Origin of the sequence: Streptomyces sp. BV286, from assembly GCF_019090165.1 — a bacterium.
In the GTDB taxonomy this organism is placed as follows: Bacteria; Actinomycetota; Actinomycetes; order Streptomycetales; family Streptomycetaceae; genus Streptomyces.
Genome location: NZ_JAHRIB010000177.1, coordinates 88335 through 110982 on the forward strand (window position 1 = coordinate 88335; position 22648 = coordinate 110982).

Consider the following 22648-nt stretch of genomic DNA (forward strand, 5'->3'; position numbering starts at 1 on the left):
GAAAGTTGGAGGAACGTCATGAGCACCAACCCGTTCGAGAACCCCGAGGGCACCTACTCCGTGCTCGTCAACGACGAGGGCCAGCACAGTCTGTGGCCCGACTTCGTGGACGTGCCGGCCGGCTGGACCGTCGTGCACGGCCCGGCCCCCCGCCAGGAGTGCCTGGACCACATCGAGACCCACTGGACCGACATGCGCCCCAAGAGCCTGGTGGACCGGATGGCGGAACAGAGCGGCTGAGGCACCACCGATGCTCTCCACGAGACTGACCAACGCGCACATCCTCACCATGGACCCGGACCGTCCGGTCGCCCGCGAACTGGGCATCTGGCGGGGCCGGATCGTGGGCCTGGACGAGGAGGTCGCCGGGCTGCCCGCCCGCCGGGTGGTCGACCTGCAGGGCGCCACCGTGCTGCCCGGCTTCATCGACAGCCATGTGCACCTGGCCTGGACCGGACTCAGGGCGGGCACACCGACCGTGGCGCCGTGCACATCGGTCGACGACGTCCTGGCCGCCGTGGCAGCGGCGGCGGCGCGCACACCGGAGGGCGCCTGGACGCAGCTCGCCGGGTACGACCAGCGGGGCCTCGGCCGCCATCTGACCGCCGCCGAGCTGGACAAGGTCAGCGCGGGGCGCAAGGTGTTCCTGATGCACGACTCCGGGCACGGCTGCATGGTCAACACGGCAGTCCTCGACCTGCTGCCCGCCGAACTGGCACGTGGGGAGGGCTTCCTCGCCGAGGGCGCCATGGGGGCCGCGCGGGCGCTGCGACTGCCCTACTCCCAGCAGGAGTTGGCGGCAGCGATCGGACGGGCCGCGCGTACCTGCCTGGCCGAAGGCGTGACGGCCTGCGCCGAGGCCGGCATCGGCGGCGTCATGTTCGGGCACAGCCCGGTCGAGCTGGGCGCGTACCAACTCGCCCAGGAACAAGGCCTGTTGCCTCTGCGTGTGCAGCTCATGGTGTCCGCGGACCGGCTGCGCCCGGTCGGTGCGCACCAGGACGACGGCATCCCCCGGGCCCTCGACCTCGGCCTGCGGACGGGGTTCGGTGACGACCGGCTCTCCGTCGGCGCGCTGAAGATCTACACCGACGGCGGCATGATGGCCCGTACCGCCGCACTGAGCCGTCCCTACGAAGGGCTCGACCACGCGGGCCAGTTGCAGGACGACCCCGAACAGCTCACGGACACGATCGTCGACGGGCATCTCGCGGGCTGGCAGCTCGCCGTCCACGCCATCGGCGACCGGGCGGCCGACGTGGCCCTGGACGCCCTGGAGCGGGCGCAGCGCCTCCGTCCACGGCCGGATGCCCGGCACCGGATCGAGCATGCGGGCCTCATCCGGCCCGACCAGCTGGACCGCTTCGCGCGACTGGGCGTGGCGGCCGTGGTCCAGCCGAACTTCCTGCGGTACTTCGGCGACGACTACGCGGCGATCATGGGTGAGGAGCGTGCGCCCTGGCTCTACCGGGGGCGGGGGTTCCTCGATCGCGGCGTCACACTCGTCGGCAGCTCCGACCGGCCCGTCACGGACGGGTCGCCGCTCCGGGCCGTCCAGTTCATGGTCGAGCGGGCCTCCGTGTCGGGGCAGGTCATCGGCCCGGACGAGGGTGTCACGGTGGACGAGGCGCTGCGCGCGTACACCGTGGCCGGTGCCTTCGCCTGTCACTGGGAGGACAGCGTGGGAAGCCTCGCGCCGGGCAAGCGCGCCGATCTGGTCGTGCTGGGCGACGACCCGCGGAGCGTCGAGGTCTCGCGCATCGGCGACATCGACGTGGTCGCGACGTTCGTCGACGGCCGGGAGACCGAGGGGGCCGCGCTGTGAGCACACGCACGGACGCCGCCGAGCCCTACGCCCATCTGTGGCGGGGGCCGGCGTACCCGCACCGGTGGGTGCTCTGGGACACCGCGGGGGACGTCCTGGTGTTCGACCGGGACGGGAACTGCCCGGTGGACATCGACGACGACGTCGTACGGTGCGAGGTCCTGCGCCGGATGCGCGAGGCGGGCGTGCCGGAGAGCGACGACTATCCGGGGCGCCCCTGCGGCTGAACGCCGGTCTGCCCGCGCGCCCTTCCCGGCCCGGCCGCTCGTGCGGAAGTCCGGGCGGGGGGCCGTCACATGCTCTGTGCCGCCCTGCCGTGCAGGAGATGACGGATCAGTTCGTTGGTGGTGCAGACGACACCGGTACGAGCGATCCACCGCAGCGCCATGGAGTGGTCCTCGGCGGAGAGGTCGGCCACCGCGTCGGCCACGACGAACGGCTGGATGTCGTGCATGAAGGCGTCCGCCGCCGTGAGCAGTATGCCGAGGTGCGCCCGCACTCCGCAGAGGATCAGCTGGTCGCGTCCCTCGGAGCGCAGCAGCCTGCCGAGATGGCTGCGGAGGAAGGCGTTGTGGCGCACGTTGACCAGCAGGTGTTCTCCCACCCGTGGCGTGAGCGACGGGACGACCGCCGAGTTCGCGCCCGGCTCCGGGCCGTCGGCCGGGACCCAGCTGTCGGTCAACGGGCCCTGCCCGCCAGGCCGTTCGGCCGGTTCGGTGCTGAAGACGATCGGCATACCGAGGGTGCCCGCGAGTTCGCGCAGGGTCGCGATGTTGTCGATCAGTTCCACGACGGGGGAGCAGTCGGGCGGGAAGGCCTGGACGAAGTGGTTCTGCATGTCGTGCACCAGCAGAGCGGCCCGTGCCGGGTCGATCGTCCAGGGCGGGCCGGACGCGGGGACCGCTGAACGGTCAGGCATGGAGTAGGAGTTGACGACTGGTACGACCATGGGCGGACTCCTCCCTGACGGCGTGGGCGTCCGAGCCCCGTCCAGGTAAGTTAGCTTAGCCTAAGCTAACTTACCTGACGGTGTGTCGTCAGGCGCTCGATCCGGCCGTGCACGGGCGCCGCCACGACGAGGCACTCTTCACCGCTTTCCGTCGCGCCACGGCGGCGCCCACGGCGTCAACCTCGCGGCGGACGGGGAGTGCCCTTCGGTGAGGTGAGCAACAGGGGCGGTCCCCGCCCGGCGGGGCGGGCGGGCGCGTCTCAGGAGACCTTGCGTGCCACGCCTCCGTACAGCGACACCGGAGCGTCTCCCGGGGGAGTGTCCTCGTCCACCGCGAGGTCCGGGCGCCACCGGGTCAGCGAGACGACCCCGGGATCGACGAGTTCGAGGCCCTCGAAGAAGCGGACGACACCCGCGAGCGGGCGTGGCACGAGCGACAGACCGCCCGCCGCGTACATCTGGACGCCGCGCGCGACGGCCTCCGGTTCGAAGTCCGCCGTCATCATCGACAGGGCCACGTAGCTTCCGGCGGGCAGCGCGTTCACCAGGTCGCTCACCAAGTCGTACGCCCCCGACTCGTCGGGGACGAAGTGCAGCAGCGCCACCAGCGACAGGGCGATGGGGCTCTCGAAGTCCAGTACGCGTGAGGCCTGTTCGAGGATGGCGCCCGTGTCCCGCGCGTCCGCCTGGATGTACTCGGTCATGCCCTCGTCGGTGCCACGCAGCAGCGCGCCCGCGTGGGCCAGCACGATGGGGTCGTTGTCGACGTACACGATGCGCGCGTCGGGCGCCGTGGCCTGCGCGATCTGGTGGAGATTGGGCTCGGTGGGAATGCCCGTGCCGATGTCGAGGTACTGGCGGACACCCGCCTCCTGGGCGAGCCAGCGGGTGGCGCGGTGCATGAAATAGCGGTTGCTGCGGGCCGTGTGCGCGGCGTTCTCGTCGAACCCCGTTATCTGCCGGCCCAGTTCCTCGTCGACCGGGTAGTTGTCCTTCCCGCCGAGGAGCCAGTCGTACACCCGTGCTGGATGGGGCCTGCTGGTGTCGATCCGTCGGAGGGGGGACTCGGTCCCGGTCATGCTGTGCTCCTCTGCTCGGCCTGGTGTGCGAGCAGTCTGGCACCTTCACCCGGCGCGGGAGCGCGGTTTTCGTGTCTGCCGCAGACAGTCCTCCACCACGGCCCTGTCGAGCGCCGCCCGCGCCAACGCGGCGGCCAGGACTGCGGGTTCGGTGTCCCCGGCGAGTTCCACCAGCCGGTCCGGCTGCTCGGACAGCCCCAGACGGGCCGCGCCCTGCAGGGCCTTCGCGTCGAGGTGGGGCGAGACCTCGGGCCAGACCCGCTGCACCTCGCGCAGGAAGATGTCCACACCCGCGGGGCCCAGGCCAGGCATCTCCCGCAGCAGGCCCCGGAGTTCGCCCCGGTCGCCGCCCGCCGCCTCCCGCATCCGGCGCAGATCCCCTCCCCACCGGGTCAGCAACAGCTCGGCGCCTTCGCCCAGTTGGGTCGCCGTGCGCTCGTCGTAGCGCCGGTAGCCACCCCGGCCCAGCGCGTCCACCCGCTCCTGCCGGCCGGCTTCGGCCATCCGGCGCGGATCGCGCAGCCCGGCCTCGTGCAGGGCGCGGCTGGTCGCGAGGGCGACGGAACCGCGGATCCGTGCGCTGAGGAGACAGGCCATGACCAGCGTCCGGTACAGCGGCTGCGGTGTGTTCCGCAGCCGGATGCCCGCCTCCTCGGCGAACGTGCGACCGTGCCCGGCGACCAGGGCCTCCAGCACCCTCTCCGCCTCGGCGGTCATGCCGGCGGCTTGAGCGGATCGTGGCCCAGCGTCATCAGCCGATGCCGGCGGCGGGACGCCTCGGCCTCAAGCCCGTGCTCCTGGTCCGTCTCGGCCGTGACGGTGTCCACGACCTCGTACATCACGTCGAGATCGTCGTCGGTGAGATCGGTGCGGCGCTTCTGCAGAATGGCCAGGACATGCTCGCCGGTGGGGGAGCCCGCGTGCTCGGGCACCGGCACCGACTCCTCGGCCGCGTCGCTCACCCGCAGCCAGGCGGCCAGCTCCTGCGAGGTCATGTTCACCGCGCGGTGGAACTCGTCCCACAGCGCGTCGAGTTCGAGGGCGTCGGCCATGACGGGCCCCTTTCGTCCGTGCGCGTCCTGTCCGTTCGTGTCCGTCCGTGTCCGTCGTGCGAGCGCGTCGCTCGCGCGCTCACGGACGTCAGGTGCGCGGCCAGTTCTCGGCCTGGAACATCCAGCGGTGCTTCTCCAGCTCCGCGGTGAGACCGATCAGCAGGTCCTGGGTGACGGGGTCGGCCTCCTCCGTGGCGCCGATCCGCTCCCGCAGGCGTCCCACGACCGTCTCCAGCGCCTCGACGATGACACCGACAACCTCGGTGTCCTGGACCCAGCCCTCCTTCGGGCCCTGCGGCGCGGCCGTCGCCGCGACGGTCTCGGGGCGGCCGTCGGGCGGCACACCGAGCGCCGCCGAGCGCTCGGCCACGGTGTCGGCGTACGAACGGACCGTGGTGACGAGCTCGTCCAGCTGCAGATGGATCGAGCGGAACCTCGGGCCCACGATGTTCCAGTGGGCCTGCTTGCCGATGAGGGAGAGGCCGAGCAGGTCCACGAGGGTGCTCTGCAGGGCTTCCCCGACCACCTGGCGCGCCGAGTCGGACAGGGTGCTCTTGACCACGGTCATGCGGCACTTCTCCTTGGTGTCTGCGGGTGGCGGGTCGTACGGAGCAGCACGGCGCGTTCCTCCTCGCCCGTCCCGCCCCAGACGCCGGAGGTCTGGCCGGTGGCGAGAGCCCAGTCGAGACAGGGACCGGCCACCGCGCAACGGGCACAGACCCGCTTGGCGGCGGTGGTGTCCCGCAACGCGGGGCCGACCGTGCCCACGGGGAAGAACAGTTCGGGGTCCTCGTCCACGCAGGCCGCTCTCCGCAACCACTCCATGCGGCCCCGGGTGCCCCGAGCGGATCCGTGGAAACACCCGCATTTCAGGACGGGAGCACACCGTCCACGAAGCGCGTCACGTCCGCGAGGACCGTGTCCCTGTGCGTCTCGTTGAACACCTCGTGCTGGGCGCCCGCGTACACGCGCTCGCTCCACTTGGCGCCGCGCAGCTCCTCCACGCCCGCCCGGCTGGCGGGCAGCGGCACGATCCGGTCGTCGTCCCCGTGCAGCCACAGCAGCGGAAGCGCGCCGATGTCGCCGCTCCTGGAGATGGTCTCCAGCGTGCGGACGAAGGCCTCCAGCGTGGGGCGCTTGAACGGCCCGTGCCACACGAGGGGATCCGCCGCGTACGCCAGGCCGACCGCCGGATCGCGCGAGAGTGCCGTCGGGTCGATGGGGACCTCGGGCAGCGGATCGAGCGCGAGCAGCTGATGGAGCGCCTCCCAGCGGCCGATCACCGGCCCGGACAGGACGAGCGCGGCCAGCCCCTCTCCGTACCGCTGGGCGTACCGTGCGGCGACGAGGCCGCCCATGGAGTGGCCGATCAGCACGAGGGGCACCCCGGGGTACGCCGCCCGGGCGAGCAGCTCCACCGCGCGGACGTCGCTCACCACGTCCTCGAAGTCCTCGATCAGCACCCGCTCGCCCGCCGACCTCCCGTGCCCCATGTGGTCGGGCCCGAACACGGCCGCACCGTGCCCGCGCAGCACGTCCGCGACGTACTCGTAGCGGCCGACGTGCTCCCCGTAGCCGTGGACCAGCAGTGCCACGTACCGCGGCCGTTCCCGTGGCCACTCACGTACGGTGATGCTGCTCCGGGTGCCCGTGAGGGTGTGCTCGCGGGAGTCGGCCATGGGTCCTCCGTCGGCGTCGGCGAGGCTTCGGGGACGATCTTCCCAGGGGACGCGGAGGGGGTCCAGGGCGCGACACCGGCGACGGTGGCAGGGGCCACCTGTCGAGACGCTCCTGACGCGGCCGGATACGTGGGCATAGCATCGGCCCTCGCATGAACACCATGACGCTCTGGCACATCGCCCCCTGGGAGTTCGCCGCCCTCGCCGCCGCGGCCCTGCTCGTCGGTTTCTCGAAGACCGCCGTGAGCGGGGCCAACACGGTCAGCCTCGCCATCTTCGCGGCGGTCCTGCCCGCCAAGGCGTCCACGGGGGTCCTGCTGCCCATCCTGATCGTCGGCGACGTCCTCGCCGTGCTCACCTACCGGCGCCACGCGCACTGGCCGACGCTGTGGAAGCTGTTCCCGGCGGTCGCCGCGGGAGTGGTCGTCGGCACGGTGTTCCTGATGTGGGCCGACGACGCGATGGTGAGGATGTCGATCGGCGCCATCCTCCTGCTGATGGCCGGCGTCACCGTGTGGCGCCGACGGAAGTCCGACGCGGACGAGGAACCCGACTCGGTGGCCACGCGGACCGGCCGGATCAAGGCCCGCTCCTACGGGGTTCTGGGCGGCTTCACCACGATGGTCGCCAACGCGGGCGGCCCGGTGATGTCGATGTATCTCCTGTCGGCGGGCTTCCGCAAACTCGGCTTCCTGGGCACCTCCGCCTTCTTCTTCCTGATCGTCAACGTCTCCAAGATCCCCTTCAGCGTCGGCCTCGGTCTCATCGACGGCCACTCGCTGCTGCTGGACGCGGCCCTCGTGGCCTTCGTCGTGCCGGGCGCCCTCCTCGGCAAGTGGGCCGTCGACCGGATCAACCAGCGGCTCTTCGAGCGGCTGGTCATCGCGGCGACCGTGCTGGGCGGGGTCCAGCTGCTCCTGCGCTGACGCCCGGCGTGTCCGGCCGGCGGAGGCGGGCAAGCGGACGCAATGCGGCCGTTTGTCGTTTTCGTCGCGCCCCGGGCCCACCGCACCTAGGCTGGAGACGTCAAAAGCGCGTTCTCGGGGCAGGGAGGCTGCGGTCATGTCCGAGGCGTCCGCCCACCAGGATCCACCGGCATCAGCCGGCTATCTGCCGATCGCCGACCACGGCCTGATCGGAGATCTGCGCAGCGTGGCCCTGGTCGGCACCAACGGCACGATCGACTGGTACTGCTGCCCGTCCTTCGACGCGCCCAGTGTCTTCGCGTCGATCCTCGACGCGGACAAAGGCGGATCGTTCGAGCTGGCGGCCGCCGTGCCGGCCCGGACCAGGCAGTTCTACTTCCCGGACACCAACGTCCTGGTCACCCGCTTCTTCACCGAGGACGGCGTGGGCGAGGTCCAGGACTTCATGCCGGTGGACGGCGACGCGACCGAACCGGACCGGCACCGGCTGATCCGGCGCGTGCTGTGCGTCCGCGGCTCGATCCCGTTCCGTGCGCGCGTGGCCCCCCGCTTCGACTACGCGGCGCAGCCGCACACCGCGCGGCTGCACGACGACATGGTCGTCTTCGAGTCCGCGCACCTCTCCCTCGCGCTGACCGCCACCGAGCCCCTCGAATGCGACGGCCGCGACGCGACGGTCGGCTTCAAGCTCCAGGAGGGCGAGTCGGCGGTGTTCGCCCTCGACCAGGTCAGCGGCGACATCGAACCCCGCTGCTGCCCACGCGCGGAGGCGGAGGAACTGTTCGCCGCCACCGTGGCGTTCTGGCGGCAGTGGCTGACCGCGTCCCACTACCGCGGCCGCTGGCGGGAGATGGTGCACCGCTCCGCACTGACCCTCAAACTGCTCACCTACGCACCGACCGGCGCGATCGTGGCCGCCGCCACGACCAGCCTGCCCGAACAGCTCGGCGGCGAGCGCAACTGGGACTACCGCTACGTGTGGGTACGCGACGCGGCCTTCTGCGTGTACGCCCTGCTGAGGCTCGGCTTCACCAGCGAGGCCGAGTCGTTCATGGGCTTCGCCGCCAGGCACATCAGCCCCGGCGACGGACGCCCCTCGGGCCCCCTGCAGATCATGTACGGCATCGACGGCCGCACCGACCTGACCGAGCGGGAGCTGCCCCACCTGGAGGGTCATCAGGGCTCCGCCCCCGTCCGGATCGGCAACGCGGCGGCCGACCAGCTCCAACTCGACATCTACGGCGCCCTCATCGACTCGGTCTACCTCTACGACAAGTGGGCCCAGCCGATCTCCAGCGACCAGTGGGACGACATCTGCGCGCTGGTCGACTGGGTGTGCGAGCACTGGGACCAGCCCGACGAGGGCGTCTGGGAGACCCGCGGAGGGCGCAAGAACTTCCTCTACTCCCGGCTCATGTGCTGGGTGGCGATCGAGCGGGCCATCAGGCTGGCCACCCGCCGCGGACTGCCCGCGGACATCGTGTACTGGCGCGGCGCCCGCGACACGATCTACCGGCGGATCATGAAACGCTGCTGGTCACCGAAGCGGCAGGCGTTCGTCCAGCACGAGGACGACGACGTCCTGGACGCCGCGGTGCTGATGATGCCCCTGGCCAAGTTCATCTCGCCCACCGATCCGAAGTGGCTCTCCACGCTCGACGCGCTCACCGAGGACCTGGTGTCCGACTCCCTGGTCTACCGCTACGACCCGAAGGCCAGCCCCGACGGCCTGCGCGGCGAGGAGGGCACCTTCTCGATCTGCTCCTTCTGGTACGTCGAGGCGCTGACCCGGGCCGGACGGCTCGACGAGGCGCGGCTGGCCTTCGAGAAGATGCTCACCTACGCCAACCACCTCGGCCTGTACGCCGAGGAGATCAGCCACACCGGCGAACAACAGGGCAACTTCCCGCAGGCCTTCACCCATCTCGCGCTCATCAGCGCCGCGTTCAACCTCGACCGTGCCCTGGGCTGACGGCGTCCGGCGGAGGCGCCGCCCCGCCCCCGCCCGACCCGCCCTGCGGCCCGTAGGCTCGACGTCATGTCCCCGCACGTGCTGGTCCTCGGCGGCACCACCGAGGCGCGTGAACTGGCCGCCGCCCTCGCCGCCGTACCCGGCGTGCGCGTGACCACCTCCCTCGCGGGGCGCGTGTCCAGGCCGGGGGACCTCGACGGCGAGGTACGCGTCGGCGGGTTCGGCGGGGCGGAAGGCCTCGCGCGGTGGCTGCGCGCCGAGCAGGTCGACGCCCTCGTCGACGCGACGCACCCCTTCGCGGCGGGTATCACGGCGAACGCCGCACGGGCCGCCGCGGCCACCGGTGTCCCGGCCGTCGTCCTGCGCCGCCCGGGCTGGCGACCGGCGCCCGGCGACCGCTGGCACCCCGCGGCCTCCCTCACCGAAGCCGCCGCCCTGCTGCCGCCCCTCGGCGACCGGGTCTTCCTCACCACGGGCCGTCTGGGCCTCGCTGCCTTCGCCCACCTGCACCGGCCGCACTTCCTCGTACGCTCGGTGGAGCCCCCGGACCCGCCGATGCCGGCCCGTACGCAGGTCCTGCTGGCCCGGGGCCCGTTCACCGTGGAGTCCGAGACGGCTCTCCTCCAAGAGCACCGCATCGACGTGCTCGTCACCAAGGACAGCGGCGGTGGCGCCACCGCGGCCAAGCTGACGGCCGCCCGCGCGCTGGGGCTCCCGGTCGTGGTCGTACGCCGCCCCGCACTGCCGGACGGGGCACGGGCCGAGCCGGACGTGCCGTCGGTACTGGCGCGGCTGGGCTTCCCGATGCCGTAGAGCCGGGGGCCTACCGGCTCTTCGTCGCCACCGCCGGCGCCTTGGTGAGGGCCTTGGGGAGCGAGCCCGCCGAGGTGTCGTGGGTCAGGTCCTCGACCAGCAGGCGTTTGGCGATGGTGTCGACGGCGGCGCGGAGGTCCTCGCCCGAGGGGCGGCCGAGGTCCTGCTCGACGCGGTCGGCCAGCCAGTCGGCCCACGCCTCGCTGATGACCCGGGCCTCGCGCGCGCCGGCCTCCGTGTGCGAGAAGAGGGTGCCCTCGCGGGTGAGGTAGCCCTCTTCGACCATCCGCTGGAAGACCGGCACGAGGACCTCGGGGGGCATGTGGCGGCGGGCGGCGATCAGGGTGAGGCCGGCGTGGCCGACCATCCGGGTGAACAGCTCGACCTGCATCACGGCCCAGGCGCCCGCGATGTCCAGCCGGGTGTCGGCCCCGGTGACGAGCCGGCGCATGGTGTCGAGGCTCGTACCGCCGATGATCTTTCCGACCGTGGCCTCCAGCCGCTGCCGGCTGTCGGCCGCGGACGGGGTCGCGAAACCCTCGCCCATGTCGGTGGACCCCATCCGTGCGCTGTCACGCAGCTGCACCTGCTTGAGGAACAGGGCGACGAGGAACCCGAGCAGTGCCACGGGCACCGTCCACAGGAAGACCGTCCGGAGCGTCTCGGCGTACGCCTCGACGAGCGGCGCGGCGGTCCCCGGTGGCAGTCTGTGCAGCCCTTCCGGACTGGTGGCCGCCCCGGTGAGGGCCGCGGGATCGGTCCCGCTCGTGCGGGCCGCGGCCGCCACGCCGTCCGCCAGGTTCGACTGCAGGGTGTTGGCGTAGATCGTTCCGAAGACGGCGGTGCCGAACGCACTGCCCAGCGTCCGGAAGAAGGTGACGCCCGAGGTCGCCGTACCCAGGTCGGTGTAGTCGACGGTGTTCTGCACGGCGATGGTGAGGACCTGCATGCACAGGCCGATCCCCGTACCGAGCACGAACATGTAGAGCGAGGAGAGCCAGGTGCTGGTGTCGCTGCCCATCCGGGACAGCAGGTAGAGGCCGACCGCCATCACCAGGGAGCCGACGATGGGGAAGACACGGTAGTGACCGGTCTTGCTGACCACGTTGCCGCTGAAGACCGACGCGATGAGCAGGCCGACGACCATGGGCAGCGTGCGTACGCCCGAGACCGTCGCCGAGTCGCCGTCCACGTACTGCAGGAAGGTCGGCAGGAACGTCATCGCGCCGAGCATCGCGAAGCCCACGATGAAGCTGAGGACCGAGCAGACGGTGAAGACGGGGTTGGCGAACAGCCGCATCGGCAGCATGGGCTGGGCCGCGCGGGTCTCCACCCGGCAGAAGGCGGCGAGGGCGACGACACCTCCCGCGAACAGGCCGATGATGACGGGCGAGCTCCAGGCGTACTCGTTGCCGCCCCAGCTCGTCGCCAGGATCAGGGCGCTGGCGCCGACCGCCACGAGGGCGATGCCGAGGTAGTCGATGACCGGCCGGGACGGCGACTTCACCACCGGGATCGTGCGGGCCGCGGCCACCACGACGAGAATCGCGATGGGCACGTTGACGTAGAACGCCCAGCGCCAGGTGAGATGGTCGGTGAAGAGGCCGCCGAGCAGAGGGCCGATCACGGTCGCGACGCCGAACACCGCGCCGATGGCCCCCTGGTACTTGCCGCGCTCCCGGAGCGGGATCACGTCGGCGATCAGGGCCATCGCGGTCACCATCAGACCGCCCGCGCCGATCCCCTGCACGGCCCGCCAGGTGATCAGCAGCGTCATGTTCGAGGAGAGGCCGCACAGGAACGAGCCGGTGATGAAGATGATCGCCGATGCCTGGAAGACGATCTTGCGGCCGAACAGGTCGCCGAACTTGCCGACCAGCACCGTGGCGACGGTCTCCGCCAGCAGGTAACTGGTGACCACCCACGACATGTGCTCCGCGCCGCCGAGGTCCGACACGATCGTCGGCAGCGCCGTGCCCACGATCGTCTGGTCCAGCGCGGCCAGCAGCATCCCCAGCATGATCGTCACGAAGACGACGTTGCGGCGGCGCTTGTCCAGCACGGGAGGCTGCGCGGCGGCTGCCTCGGCGGCGGGCGGGCCGGCGGTGTCCATGGTCGTCACACCCGTCAGCTTCACATCGGCCGGTGGGGTGTGCATGCGGGGCAGTCCGCACGGGGCGCGGGCCGCCGCCGAGGACGTCAAGGAGAGGCGAAGACACCTCCCCCGGGACGTGCTCCCCGTTCAGTCCGAGCCGGAGACGTCCTGGCCCCGCGGGTGCCTGCGCAGCAAGTACGTGTCCATGATCCAGCCCTTGCGTTCGCGGGCCTGCGCGCGGAGCTCGGCGATGCGGGGAGCCGTCTCCGCCAGAGGGCCGGAGGCGAGGATCTCGTCCGGGGTGCCCAGATACGCACCCCAGTAGATGTCGATGTCCTGGTCGCCGTCCGCGTACCGCTGGAACGTCTGGTGGGCGTCCAGCATCACGACCACGTCGTCGACGCCCTCGGGGAAACCCTCGGCGAGCCGGCGGCCCGTGGTGATCTGGACGGGCCGTGCCACGCGGTTGAGCCCGGTGCGATGGCGGGCCACCAGGGACGAGACGCTGCTGATCCCCGGCACCACGTCGTAGTCGAACGCGACCTCGCCCCGGTCGAGGATCTCCTCCAGGATGCCCAACGTGCTGTCGTACAGAGAGGGGTCGCCCCAGACGAGGAACGCGCCGCTCTCGTCCTCGCCGAGCTCCTCGGCGATCAGCCGCTCGTAGATGGCGGCGCGTGCGCTGCGCCAGTCCCCGACGGCGGGGGAGTAGCCCGCGCCCCCGGCGGCGCGGTCACGCTCGGGGTCGCGCGCCTCCACCGTCCGGTACGCCCCCTCCGTCAGGTGCGCGTCGAGGATGTCGTGGCGCAGCTGGACGAGGTCCGACTTCAGCTCGCCCTTGTCCAGGATGAAGAACACGTCCGTGCTCCTCAGTGCCTTGACGGCCTGCAGAGTCAGTTGGTCCGGGTCGCCCGAGCCGATGCCGATGACATGAATCTTTCGCACGCCCCGAGTCTGCCGCACGCCGCCGCGGGCCCGGTCACCGCACCCGCCTCACCCACGCGCAGACGGGCCGCACACCGCCCGGCGACTCATCGGGACACGTCCCCGCGCAACCGTGGCGCCCACGTCCGCGCGTCCACCGCCGCGTGGTCCCGCTCCACGACGTCCGCCAACTCGCGGGCCCAGGCGGCGAGTTCACCCAGCGCCAGCCCGTACGGACGGGACGTGCCGGAGCCGGCGGCCCACTCCTCGACCGCGCCGGCCCCACGACGCAGCAACCGCGCACCGCCCGTCACGTTCCCCCTGGCCGCGTGCGTGAGCCCCACCGCGAGCTGGGCGAGCCCGCGCCACAGCGCCCGCTCCTCGTCGGGCCCCGACTTCCAGGCGTCCTCGAAGACCTCGTGCGCGTGGAACGGCTTGCCCGCCGCCAGCAGCGCCTGCGCCTCGGTGACCGTCTCCCCGGGTGCGCGCACCACCCCCTCGGGCTGCCGCTCCACCCCGTCCACCCCGTACGGCAGGGGCCGTCCGAGTCCGTCCCGGGGCCGCGCGTTGCGCGCCCGCCCCTCCGTGTCCCGGTCCCGCTCGTCGTCAGAAGTGCTGCTCATGCACCGATTGTCCCTCGCCCCCCGCCGTCTTCGAAGGAGCCCCGGGTGTGGGGTAAGGTTCAGTTCGCGCGATCACGCGGTTCACCGCGGCGAGGCGCATCGGGACGTGGCGCAGCTTGGTAGCGCACTTGACTGGGGGTCAAGGGGTCGCAGGTTCAAATCCTGTCGTCCCGACTGGAGACAGTCGCAAGGCGGGGCCGGTTTCGGAGAAATCCGAAACCGGCCCTTGGTCATTCTTGGGGACCGACTGAGGGCCGGCGTCCTTTGTTGCTGGCGGCTCGCCAGTTGATGTGGGCCCGCAGCAAATTCACCGCCAGGCCGTGACCGTACTGGACGGCCATGTCCAGCGGAGTGCGACCGTCTGGATCCGCGAGCTCCGGATCAGCGCCGAAGGCCAGCAGCACAGCAGTGAGGTGAATCGTCAGCGGCTCACCGCTCTGCAGTGAGCCGTCGCCCTCGGCATCGATGGCGTGCGTCAGCAGTGTCATGTTGCTGAACACCTCGTCGGGATGCGTGCCGTCGGCCAGCAACCGGGCCAGGATCTCCGCATTGTCGTGCTCGACCGCATCATGGGCGGGCGTCCAGTAGTCACTCACCAAAACATTCAACCGCCACCACGCACGGTCTGCCAGCGACTATCTCCACAGTCGATCACCGCATCGGCTGTCTACTCGGCGAGTTGGGATGGCGCCGCCGCCACCGAAGAAACTCGAACGGATGCACGTTGTTCGATGTCCCAGGCGATCGCACCCAGTCGTCACCGATCAACTGTCAACGCGTAATCGACACGATGAGAATTTATATGGATGTAGATCTGTATCATTTCTCTCCCTTTCATTCATTGGCCAATCGACCATGCGTCGGCGGCAAAAGAAGCTCGCGAATTAAGGTGACGTCCGCTCAGCGAGCGATAATGTGAAACCGCAACCGGACTGGGGAGTCCGAGTTCGCGATCAGTCATGACGCCCGTCAACGACGGGAATTCGCATGCCTGATGCACGTGCAACAGCGGTCGGCCGCCCATTCGCACTCCGGGGGCGGAGGCCGTATCGGGGGGTGAGGAACAGTGCAGTCGAACAATGGGGTTGTTTCCGGCGTGGCCGACCTGCAGGCCATGCTCCGTGTCGCGGACCTGCTGGGCGGCGGGCCCGTCGCGTGCGGTGCGGAGACAAGCGGCGACAGCGGCGGCAACGGGCCTGCGCCGCCGGACCGGCACGAGACGGCGCAGCAGCTGTCCCCCGCCGGTCCGGTGCCAGCCCCCGGAGCCTGGCGTGCCGCCTGGGCGGCCGTACTCGCCGAAGAACGCGTCGACCGACGTGCGGCCGGCCTCGGCTGGGTCCTCACCCGCCTCGCCTCCGGCGCCTCTCCGGCCGTCGACGTCCTGGAGATCGGATGCGAGCGACTGCGTCTGAGCCGGCTGACATGCGGATCGGGCGACAGCGGTCCGCAGACCGTGTCGCTCGCCGAGCGGCCGTGGAGCGAACTGCCCTCCGTAGCGGCCGTGTTGCCCCCGGAGCGGACCCGACGGCTTCTCCTGCTCGCGGGCACCGACCGCGACACGCCGGCCGGACACGGGACCGCGAGCCACACCTCGTTGCAAGAAGTCCTCCACACCGCGGCGAGCGGCTTCCTCCGGTCGGCGTACCGCGACGAGACGGTGCCGCTCGTCCTCGCCGTACGGGCCGCCGGCTGGCAGCCGCTGGAGCGGACGGCCGAAGCCCTGCAGACCACTTCCCACGCGCAGCTGTGCCTACGGCTGCCCGCGTATTGGCCCGTGGCCCCCGACGACCTGTCGGCCGAACTGCCGCTGCCCGCCACCCTGTGGCTCGCCGCCGCCCACCTGGACGGCCCGTCAGGAACGGTGGGGCTGGTGCGCCGGCCCCTGTTCCCCGCCGGCAGCCGTGCGGGCGAGCGCAGGGCGACCGGCCCGGTCGTCCAGGTCCCGGTCAGCGCTCCCCCGCCGGGCGCCGCCACCGGGGAGAGCGTCGCCGCCGTCGTCCACGCCACCGCCGAGGAACCGGCCGACCGGTGGCGTCCGGTGCGCCTGGACCGGCTCGTCCTGCCGCCGGGCTCGACCACCACCCTGCGGTACTCCCTGCGCACCGGTCACCGACTGGAACTGGACTGCGAGAGCCACCACGCGCCCGAGAGCACCGACTGGGCCGACCTGGCCGCCACGACCGCCCGGCAGCTCTCCCAGCCCTACCCGGTGGATCTGCTGCTCGCCGTGGAGGTCGCCGGACCGCAGGCCGACGGCGGCACCGTGGGGGAGGAGCGTCTGCAGGAAGCCGCGGCCGTGGTCACCGCCGTACAGGACGCGCTCGCCGACGAAGACACCCTCAGAGTGGGGCTGATCGGCTACCGCGACCACGACCCGCTGCACCGGCCGGGCGACCACGACCCCATAGTCCACCGGGTGGGCATGTGCACGGCCGCGGACGCGGCACGGGTACTGGCCTCCTGGCGCCCCTACCCACTGCGGCACGACTTCGCCACCGGCCTCGAACATCTGCCCGGTGAGATCCATGCCTGGCGCCGTCTGTGGCGAACCGACAGCCACCGGGTCCTGTTGACGATCGGATCCCGCCCTCCGTACCCGCACGTCCGACCGCCCCGTGTGGTCCAGCGCGGCGCGCCCGTGCGCATCTGCCCCGACCGGCTGGACTGGCAGAGCGAACTGCGGGCGGCACGCCACTACGAAGACATCGTCTGCCTGGCAGTGGTGGACGAACCGGCCTGGATGGACGACCTGCAGGGCGAGCCCCATCTCGTGAGCTGGGCCCACCGCGCCTGGCACGCCTTCGGTGCCGAAGGGCGCTTCAGCGCGGGCCACGACCCCAAACGGATCGCCTCCGCCGTCACCGCGCCGGCGCTGTGCCCGCCGCACCACGGCGCACCGATCCGTCTGGTCGTCGCCGACGACCCAGCCGGGGACTGGCGGCACGCCGCGGCCGACTGACAGCGGTCGCCGGTACCCGGTGCGCGCGTCAGGCGCGGACCGCACCACCCCTCGCGCGGCGAACGACGTCCGCCGCCCCTCAACCGGGAGCACCATCATGGCCGACGACACCACCCCAGCCCAGCCCGGCGGCGACGGCGAGCCCGACCAGGTGAAGGAGGACAGCCAGGTCGAAGGGCCCTTCGCGGTCTGGGACCGTTCCACCCACATCGGCGGCCGCGCCGCCCTTCCTCCGCCGCCCGACGCTCCACCGACCGGCGCGGCCCAGGCCGGCGGCTCCACACCCGCCCCCGGGACCCCAGCCCTCAACGGCACGAAGGACCGGGCACGGCCGTCCCTCGCGCCCCTGCCCCTGTCCGCACCCGAAGGGAACAACCTGCCCAGAGTCTTCCTGGAGAAGGCCGACGAGCAGGAACCGCCCTCGCCCGCCCCCAAGCCCACCAAGAAGGAACGCAAGGCGGCCGCGGAACAACAGCGGGCCCAGGCGGCGGGACCGCAGCCCCAGGACCGGGCCGCCGTACCCGAGTCGACGGTCACGCTCTGGGGCGGCATGGAGAGCGGTAAGTCCACGCTGCTGGCAGCACTGTCGAAGGCCCGCCACGACCCGGTGTACGGCAAGTGGAACATCTGGCCCGAGGACCACGTCTCGCGCAAGTTCCTGGGCGACCTGGGCCACATCCTGTACCGCGAACGCCGGTTTCCCCCCTCCACCCTCACCGAGCAGCGGCCCGTGCGCTTCACCCTGGCCGGGGACCTCAGCGACACACCCCTGGCCCGGGCGGGCCGCAAGTGGTGGCGGCGGGGCACCCCGGCCGAGCCTCAGCCGACCGAGTTCAAGGTCACCGTCCGGGACATGCCCGGGGAGGCGTTCGACCCGCATTCGCAGACCGGCAGCCAGCACGAGGCCAAGCTCATCAAGGACCTGGCCGAGTCGCGGGCCATGGTCTACGTCGTCGACCCGGTGCGGGAGTGCCAGGTCAACAGCGACGACCTGGGGGCCAACGCCGACGCCCGCCAGAACGCCGACTTCTTCACCGAGGTCCTGGCCGGTGTCCTCACCGAGACCAACATGCAGGGCGTGCGGCAGGGCAACCGCCTGCCGCACCGGATCGCGGTGTGCCTGGCCAAGTTCGACGACGACCGGGTCTTCCGTTTCGCCTGCGCCCAGGGCAACGTCCGCCTCAACCCGCGCACCGGTCAACCCGAAGTGGCCGACGCCAAGCGGCTGTTCGACGGGCTGTGCGAGTCCTTCCCCAAAGGCAGCCTGCGGGAGATCCAGCAGCAGATCGAGTCCTTCTTCGCCCCGGAGAACGTCGGCTACTTCGTGTGCTCCGCCATCGGCTTCTGGGTCGACCCCGAGCGGGGCTTCGACTTCGAGAACCCCTACCTGATCAACCAGGTGGAAGACAGCGTGCGGTTCGTCGCGGCCCCCCAGCCCATCAACATCCTCGAACCGTTCCTTTTCCTGCGGGGCTACGGCCTCGTGCAGTCCTGATCCGGACTTCGCCACCACCCGAGGAGAGGAAACGCCATGGAACCGGGGCTGATCGCCGAATGGGCCGTGTGGGGCAAGGAGCCCGGCACCAACGGCGGCTACCAGGTGCTCGCCGCCCACCCGCCCGACCGCAGCGCCGACTTCAACAGCGCCATCCACCACTGGTCACCCGGCACACCGACCCGTGGCGAGCAGCTGCCGTGGATCACCATCGGCTCCACCACCCAGCCGGACGGCACCCCCACCATCGGCGTCTTCCTGCTGGACACCACCGACGCCCTCGACCACGCCAACCGCCCGATCTACCGCATCACCCACCTCGCCTTCCGCTACGACGACGTCCACGCGGCCGGACTGGGCTGGCGTGCCCTCGCCGGGGCCGCCCTGGACGCGGCGCCCCAGCTGGCCGAGCCGGGCGCCGGACCGGCCGTCCTGCCCTTCTGCAACGGCGACCAGTTGCTCACCAGGATCGGCCACCTGGTCACCCCCCGGGTCTCCGACGGCCCGCTGTGGCTTGCAGCCGCCGCGGCCCATCTCCTGGACGGCACCCTGGTCGTCACAGGTGCCCGCGGCTGGCAGCCCCTGGAGCTGCTGCTCGTGCTCGACACCGTGGCGGCGCTGCTGCCCTTCGGCATGCGCGCCACCGTGTCCGCCGCCACCTGCACCAGCTCAGGGTCCGACGTCCCCATGCGCCTGTACTGGGGAAACACCGCCGACCCCGGCCAAACCTGCCTCGCGTGGGGTCAGAAGGAACCGGACCTCGACGCCCTGTCCCCCGAGGCACGCTCCTACCACGACCTGCTCATCCGCAGCTGGACCGAGTACGGAGGCGAGCGGGTGCTGCAGCACCTGGCCGACGCCCGGGCGCCTTTGGACATCGCCGACCCCTCCGCGCACGTCCGCGCCCGCGAGGTCCTGGCCGCGCTCAACCCCGCACTCGCCGTCGCCCAGGAGCTCCGCGAAGGCCACGAGGTGACCAGCGAGCGGATCGACCTGGCCTTGAGCGAGCAGGAGATCGACGCCGACTCCCTCTCCGTCCTCACCACCCGCAAACTCGAGGACCCCTCCTTCGACCTGGCTGTCCTGGCCTCCCACATGGCCGACCCGGACACCGCCGACCAGTACCGCACCAAACTGATCAACGACCTCCTCGACAACAACACCGACGTCGCCCGCGGCAACTTCGAAAGCATGCGCGCCGCCCTGCGGGACACCAGGGAGGGCCTGCACCCTCTGGACGGTGCGCTCGCCTGCGTCATCGAGGACATCAGGGCCGACCACGTACAGAACACGTCCGACCCGGTGGTCGAACGGCTCCTGCCGGTCGTGGCCCCGTTCACCCCCGGCACCATGACCCTCACGCAGGCCCAGCTGCGTACCGTCCCCGGCCTCGCGGGCCGACTCGTTCAGGCCCTGTACGAGAGGGCGGACCCGGCCGCGAGGCTCCACGCCTGGCTCGAGTGGCTGTGCGAAGGACCCGGCCAGGAGATCGCCGGCCATCCCGAACTGCCCCTGCTGCTCGACCTGTTGAATTCGGGCACCGTTCCGTCCGGCGTCCACCGCAAATGGGCGGCCAAGCATCCGGAAGGCGCCGCGCGACTGCTCGAAGCCGCGATGGTCTGCGGTCGCGCCGACCACCTGCTCCAACCGGACTTCTTCCACGGCCTCCTCGACACCGCGCTCCGTGCGAGGCCGAGCACCACCGGACAGGCGGCACGAACGCCACTCACCCGAACACTGACACGACGGCCCGCCACGGTACGCCCGGAGACCGCGGCACGCTGGGACGTGCTGTGCGCGCTCCACGGCCTGCCGCCCTCGGGCTTCACCACCGCCGTCGAGACCGTGCCGGGGCCCGGCACGCCCCACCCGGCCGGCCGGGTGGACACCTACCTCACCACCTTGTACGCGGCACTCGATCCACGGCCCGTACGCCCCGACGCCCCGTCGATCGTCCAGCACCTGCTGGCCGGGGTCCTCGCGGTGGATCCCGACAGCGGCGAGGGGCCGGGTCCGGCCGCCCGTCTTCTGACCTCACGCATCCTGGACGGGTCCGGCCCCTCCGCGCAGATCGTCGCCGACGCGGTGCAGCGACTGGCCACCGAGGCGCCGCACTGGAACGAGACACGGGAAGACCGCGAGTGGCTCCAGCGGATCGCCGAGCGGGTGCCAGAGCTGCGGTCCGCCCTCGCCCTGCGGGAGGTGTACGGGGTCGCGTCGCAGCTTTCGGGCACGCCCCAGGACTGCGAGACGCTCGCCGCCCAGGCGTACGCGGCCCGCCGCTCCGGAGTAGAGAGCAACGGCATCTGTGCCGCCGTGGAGGCCTGGGCGCTGCGCGGCCGGACCGGCGAGCGGGTCCTGCGCTTCCTCGACGCCTACCTCATGCAATGGGCCCACTACGTCGGCGACGGCCATGCCCTGGAGGAACGCGAGGACGTCGAACGCGCCCTCGCCCGGAACGGACACGACAGCCCGGTGCTGCGGCACTACTGCGACCACGCCATCCGAGAACTGAACAACCGCAAGTCCGCGACATCCCGAGAGATCCAGCAACTCCAGGAGAAGAAGCGGCGCTTCGAGCACGAGATCGAACGGCTCCGCAGACTCGCGACCTCCGCAGGCCGCACCCGCATCTGAACCACGCACCACCCAGGGGGACACACCTCATGTCACTGATCCGGGCAACAGCCCACCGTACGCTGCTGATTGTCCTCGCGGCCCTGCTCGCGCTGGCCGGCCAGGCTCCCGCCACGGCGGCGGACCCTCCCGCGTCCCGGGACGACATCTTCCGCTCGCTCAAGGTCGACGACGTCCCCGCGGCGTACGTCGTGCTCGTCGACGTCTCCAGTTCCATGCAGGACGAGGGACCCGACGGCACCCCCCTCTACACCACGGTCAAACGCCGCCTCGGTGACTTTCTCGACTCCCTGACCGCCGCCGACCAGGTGGCCGTCATCACCTTCGGCCGGGCGACCAGCGTCGTCCACCCCATGTCCCGGGCAGACCGGACCGACGAGCTGATCGACCGCGAACTGCCCAGGAGCGCCCAGGAGTCGGCGAGCGACCACGGCGCCGCCCTGGACGCCGCAGCCGACCAGCTCGACCGCAGCAAGGCCCCCGTCGGCGCCGTCCTGATGCTCACCGACGGCGCCGTCAACGCACCCGGCAGTCCCTACGCCAAGCTCGGCAGCCCCGCCTGGAAGCGGTTGCAGGACCGCTACGACACGCTGGACGCGGACCGCAGGATCATGGGTTACGGCCTTCCGCTCGCCGAGGGCACCGGCGTGTCCGAGGTCCTCGGCAGTGCCTTCGGCACCCCGCGCATCCTGCCGGTCGACCCGGAGGCCCTCGGCTCGCAGCTCAGTGCCGCCAAGGACCAGGTCCGCACCCAGAAGGCGGTCAGCCTGCTGCGCTCCGACCGGGGCGCAGCCGTCACCGTCTCGGTCGCAGGCAAGGACGTACACCGTGCCGGTTCCGGACACGTCACCGTGTCGGCCGGTGACACCACCGGCGAACGAAGCCGGACCCTCGACATCACCCTGCGATCCACGGCCGGGCACGTGCCGCTCACCGTTCGGCTGACGGGCACCGGCGACGCCACGATCACCACGCCCGGCGGCCCCATCACCCTCCGGCCGGGGCAGCGGAAGACGGTCCGAGCGACCCTGACCTGGCATCAGGAACCCCGCTTCAGCCTGTTTCCGGTCTCACACGACTACGCGAGCCAGGCGGCACTGCGCGCCCAGGTGACCTCTCCCTGGACCTCCACGATCCGCGGCTCCCTGGCGGAGGGCTCGTTCGCCACCGGCAAGCCCGTGGTCTCCGAACTCGACGTACGGGGCAGCGTCCCCGGCCGGACACCGGGCTGGCTCTACCCCCTCGTCCTGCTCGTCCTGCTGCTCGGCGCCGCAGCCTGGTGGCGCCGCCACAAGGAGCTGCATCCCGAACTCTCCGGCTTCCTCGTCGTCACCGACCTGCGCACCGGCCAGCGCCAGAGCATCCCGCTCCGCGGCCGGGAGGTCGACCAGGACACCGACGCCGGACAGGTACGCGCCCGCATCGCCGTGCGTGGCCGGCAGGAGCGCGGCCGTCTGGTCCTCGTCCTGACCTGCGAGCGGGAGGCGGCGCGTCCCGGCGGGGCACAGCTGCGCGACACCGGAACCTGTGAGCTCGGCAAGTCGACGGTGCTGTGCGGCATCGGTATCTCGCACGAGACGACCTCCGAGACAGCCGTCCTGCAGTGATCCGCCCGCACGA

Annotated in this window: 21 protein-coding genes and 1 tRNA gene; 11 read left to right on the top strand and 11 right to left on the bottom strand. The window is 71.5% G+C overall.

All coding sequences use genetic code 11. The annotated features are described in order from the left end of the window. The first annotated feature begins 18 nt into the window (after nt 1-18). The 3 genes from KUF83_RS33275 to KUF83_RS33285 are packed head-to-tail and all read left to right on the top strand — an operon-like array spanning nt 19 to nt 2052. Nucleotides 19-240, top strand: a complete 222-nt coding sequence (locus KUF83_RS33275) for an MbtH family protein (RefSeq protein ID WP_217458733.1) — start codon at nt 19-21, stop codon at nt 238-240. A gap of 10 nt (nt 241-250) precedes the next feature. After that, nucleotides 251-1825: an amidohydrolase gene (locus KUF83_RS33280; RefSeq protein ID WP_217458734.1), complete on the top strand. Its 1575-nt coding sequence runs from the start codon at nt 251-253 to the stop codon at nt 1823-1825. Continuing rightward, nucleotides 1822-2052 carry a hypothetical protein gene (locus KUF83_RS33285; RefSeq protein WP_217458735.1) on the top strand — a complete coding sequence of 77 codons (231 nt, stop codon included), beginning with the start codon at nt 1822-1824 and terminating at the stop codon, nt 2050-2052. Before KUF83_RS33280 ends, KUF83_RS33285 begins: the two co-directional genes overlap by 4 nt. A 65-nt stretch (nt 2053-2117) precedes the next feature. On the opposite strand, the gene KUF83_RS33290 is transcribed toward KUF83_RS33285, so the two are convergent. From KUF83_RS33290 to KUF83_RS33320, 7 genes are all read right to left on the bottom strand, one after another. Continuing rightward, nucleotides 2118-2774 carry an isochorismatase family protein gene (locus KUF83_RS33290; RefSeq protein WP_254644727.1) on the bottom strand — a complete coding sequence of 219 codons (657 nt, stop codon included), beginning with the start codon at nt 2772-2774 and terminating at the stop codon, nt 2118-2120. A 260-nt stretch (nt 2775-3034) separates the two neighbouring features. Further along, nucleotides 3035-3853, bottom strand: coding sequence for an SAM-dependent methyltransferase (locus KUF83_RS33295; RefSeq protein WP_217458736.1), 819 nt, complete (start codon nt 3851-3853; stop codon nt 3035-3037). Nucleotides 3854-3898: 45 nt separating this feature from the next. After that, nucleotides 3899-4570, bottom strand: coding sequence for an endonuclease (locus KUF83_RS33300; protein ID WP_217458737.1), 672 nt, complete (start codon nt 4568-4570; stop codon nt 3899-3901). After that, a complete protein-coding gene (locus KUF83_RS33305) occupies nt 4567-4905 on the bottom strand; it encodes a DUF3140 domain-containing protein (protein WP_217458738.1) in 339 nt (112 codons plus the stop codon). Before KUF83_RS33305 ends, KUF83_RS33300 begins: the two co-directional genes overlap by 4 nt. 88 nt (nt 4906-4993) lie before the next feature. After that, a complete protein-coding gene (locus tag KUF83_RS33310; RefSeq protein WP_217458739.1) occupies nt 4994-5473 on the bottom strand; it encodes a Dps family protein in 480 nt (159 codons plus the stop codon). After that, the gene (locus tag KUF83_RS33315) at nt 5470-5730 is read right to left on the bottom strand and encodes a WhiB family transcriptional regulator (RefSeq protein WP_217458740.1); all 261 of its coding nucleotides are present in this window, start codon (nt 5728-5730) and stop codon (nt 5470-5472) included. The genes KUF83_RS33310 and KUF83_RS33315 overlap by 4 nt, the downstream gene beginning before the upstream one ends. A 44-nt stretch (nt 5731-5774) precedes the next feature. Continuing rightward, nucleotides 5775-6584 (bottom strand): alpha/beta hydrolase, encoded by an 810-nt coding sequence (locus tag KUF83_RS33320; protein ID WP_217458741.1) that lies wholly within the window; start codon nt 6582-6584, stop codon nt 5775-5777. Between the two features lie 152 nt (nt 6585-6736). Here KUF83_RS33320 and KUF83_RS33325 point away from each other — a divergent pair, with 152 nt between their 5' ends. The 3 genes from KUF83_RS33325 (at nt 6737) to KUF83_RS33335 (ending at nt 10295) form a co-directional block, all read left to right on the top strand. Next, nucleotides 6737-7510, top strand: a complete 774-nt coding sequence (locus tag KUF83_RS33325) for a sulfite exporter TauE/SafE family protein (protein WP_217458742.1) — start codon at nt 6737-6739, stop codon at nt 7508-7510. A gap of 136 nt (nt 7511-7646) precedes the next feature. Next, nucleotides 7647-9482, top strand: coding sequence for a glycoside hydrolase family 15 protein (locus KUF83_RS33330; RefSeq protein WP_217458743.1), 1836 nt, complete (start codon nt 7647-7649; stop codon nt 9480-9482). A 66-nt stretch (nt 9483-9548) separates the two neighbouring features. Then, nucleotides 9549-10295 (top strand): cobalt-precorrin-6A reductase, encoded by a 747-nt coding sequence (locus KUF83_RS33335; RefSeq protein ID WP_217458744.1) that lies wholly within the window; start codon nt 9549-9551, stop codon nt 10293-10295. Nucleotides 10296-10305: 10 nt separating this feature from the next. Here KUF83_RS33335 and KUF83_RS33340 read toward each other — a convergent pair whose 3' ends face one another. From KUF83_RS33340 to KUF83_RS33350, 3 genes are all read right to left on the bottom strand, one after another. Further along, nucleotides 10306-12408, bottom strand: a complete 2103-nt coding sequence (locus KUF83_RS33340) for an MDR family MFS transporter (RefSeq protein ID WP_217458854.1) — start codon at nt 12406-12408, stop codon at nt 10306-10308. 129 nt (nt 12409-12537) lie between these two features. Beyond that, entirely contained in the window at nt 12538-13335 is a 798-nt protein-coding gene (cobF, locus tag KUF83_RS33345; RefSeq protein WP_217458745.1) for a precorrin-6A synthase (deacetylating), read from the bottom strand. Between the two features lie 86 nt (nt 13336-13421). Beyond that, nucleotides 13422-13937 carry a DUF309 domain-containing protein gene (locus tag KUF83_RS33350; RefSeq protein WP_217458746.1) on the bottom strand — a complete coding sequence of 172 codons (516 nt, stop codon included), beginning with the start codon at nt 13935-13937 and terminating at the stop codon, nt 13422-13424. A gap of 100 nt (nt 13938-14037) precedes the next feature. Here KUF83_RS33350 and KUF83_RS33355 point away from each other — a divergent pair. Continuing rightward, nucleotides 14038-14111 (top strand) — tRNA-Pro (locus KUF83_RS33355). 56 nt (nt 14112-14167) lie between these two features. On the opposite strand, the gene KUF83_RS33360 is transcribed toward KUF83_RS33355, so the two are convergent. Next, nucleotides 14168-14533 (bottom strand): ankyrin repeat domain-containing protein, encoded by a 366-nt coding sequence (locus KUF83_RS33360; RefSeq protein WP_217458747.1) that lies wholly within the window; start codon nt 14531-14533, stop codon nt 14168-14170. 500 nt (nt 14534-15033) lie between these two features. Here KUF83_RS33360 and KUF83_RS33365 point away from each other — a divergent pair, with 500 nt between their 5' ends. The 4 genes from KUF83_RS33365 (at nt 15034) to KUF83_RS33380 (ending at nt 22635) form a co-directional block, all read left to right on the top strand. Continuing rightward, on the top strand, nt 15034-16896 hold the full coding sequence (locus KUF83_RS33365; RefSeq protein WP_217458748.1) for a hypothetical protein: 1863 nt from the start codon (nt 15034-15036) through the stop codon (nt 16894-16896). Nucleotides 16897-16993: 97 nt separating this feature from the next. Continuing rightward, a complete protein-coding gene (locus KUF83_RS33370; RefSeq protein ID WP_217458749.1) occupies nt 16994-18391 on the top strand; it encodes a hypothetical protein in 1398 nt (465 codons plus the stop codon). Nucleotides 18392-18427: 36 nt separating this feature from the next. After that, a complete protein-coding gene (locus tag KUF83_RS33375) occupies nt 18428-21028 on the top strand; it encodes a hypothetical protein (protein ID WP_217458750.1) in 2601 nt (866 codons plus the stop codon). Nucleotides 21029-21057: 29 nt separating this feature from the next. Then, the gene (locus tag KUF83_RS33380; RefSeq protein WP_217458751.1) at nt 21058-22635 is read left to right on the top strand and encodes a vWA domain-containing protein; all 1578 of its coding nucleotides are present in this window, start codon (nt 21058-21060) and stop codon (nt 22633-22635) included. Nucleotides 22636-22648: the final 13 nt, after the last annotated feature.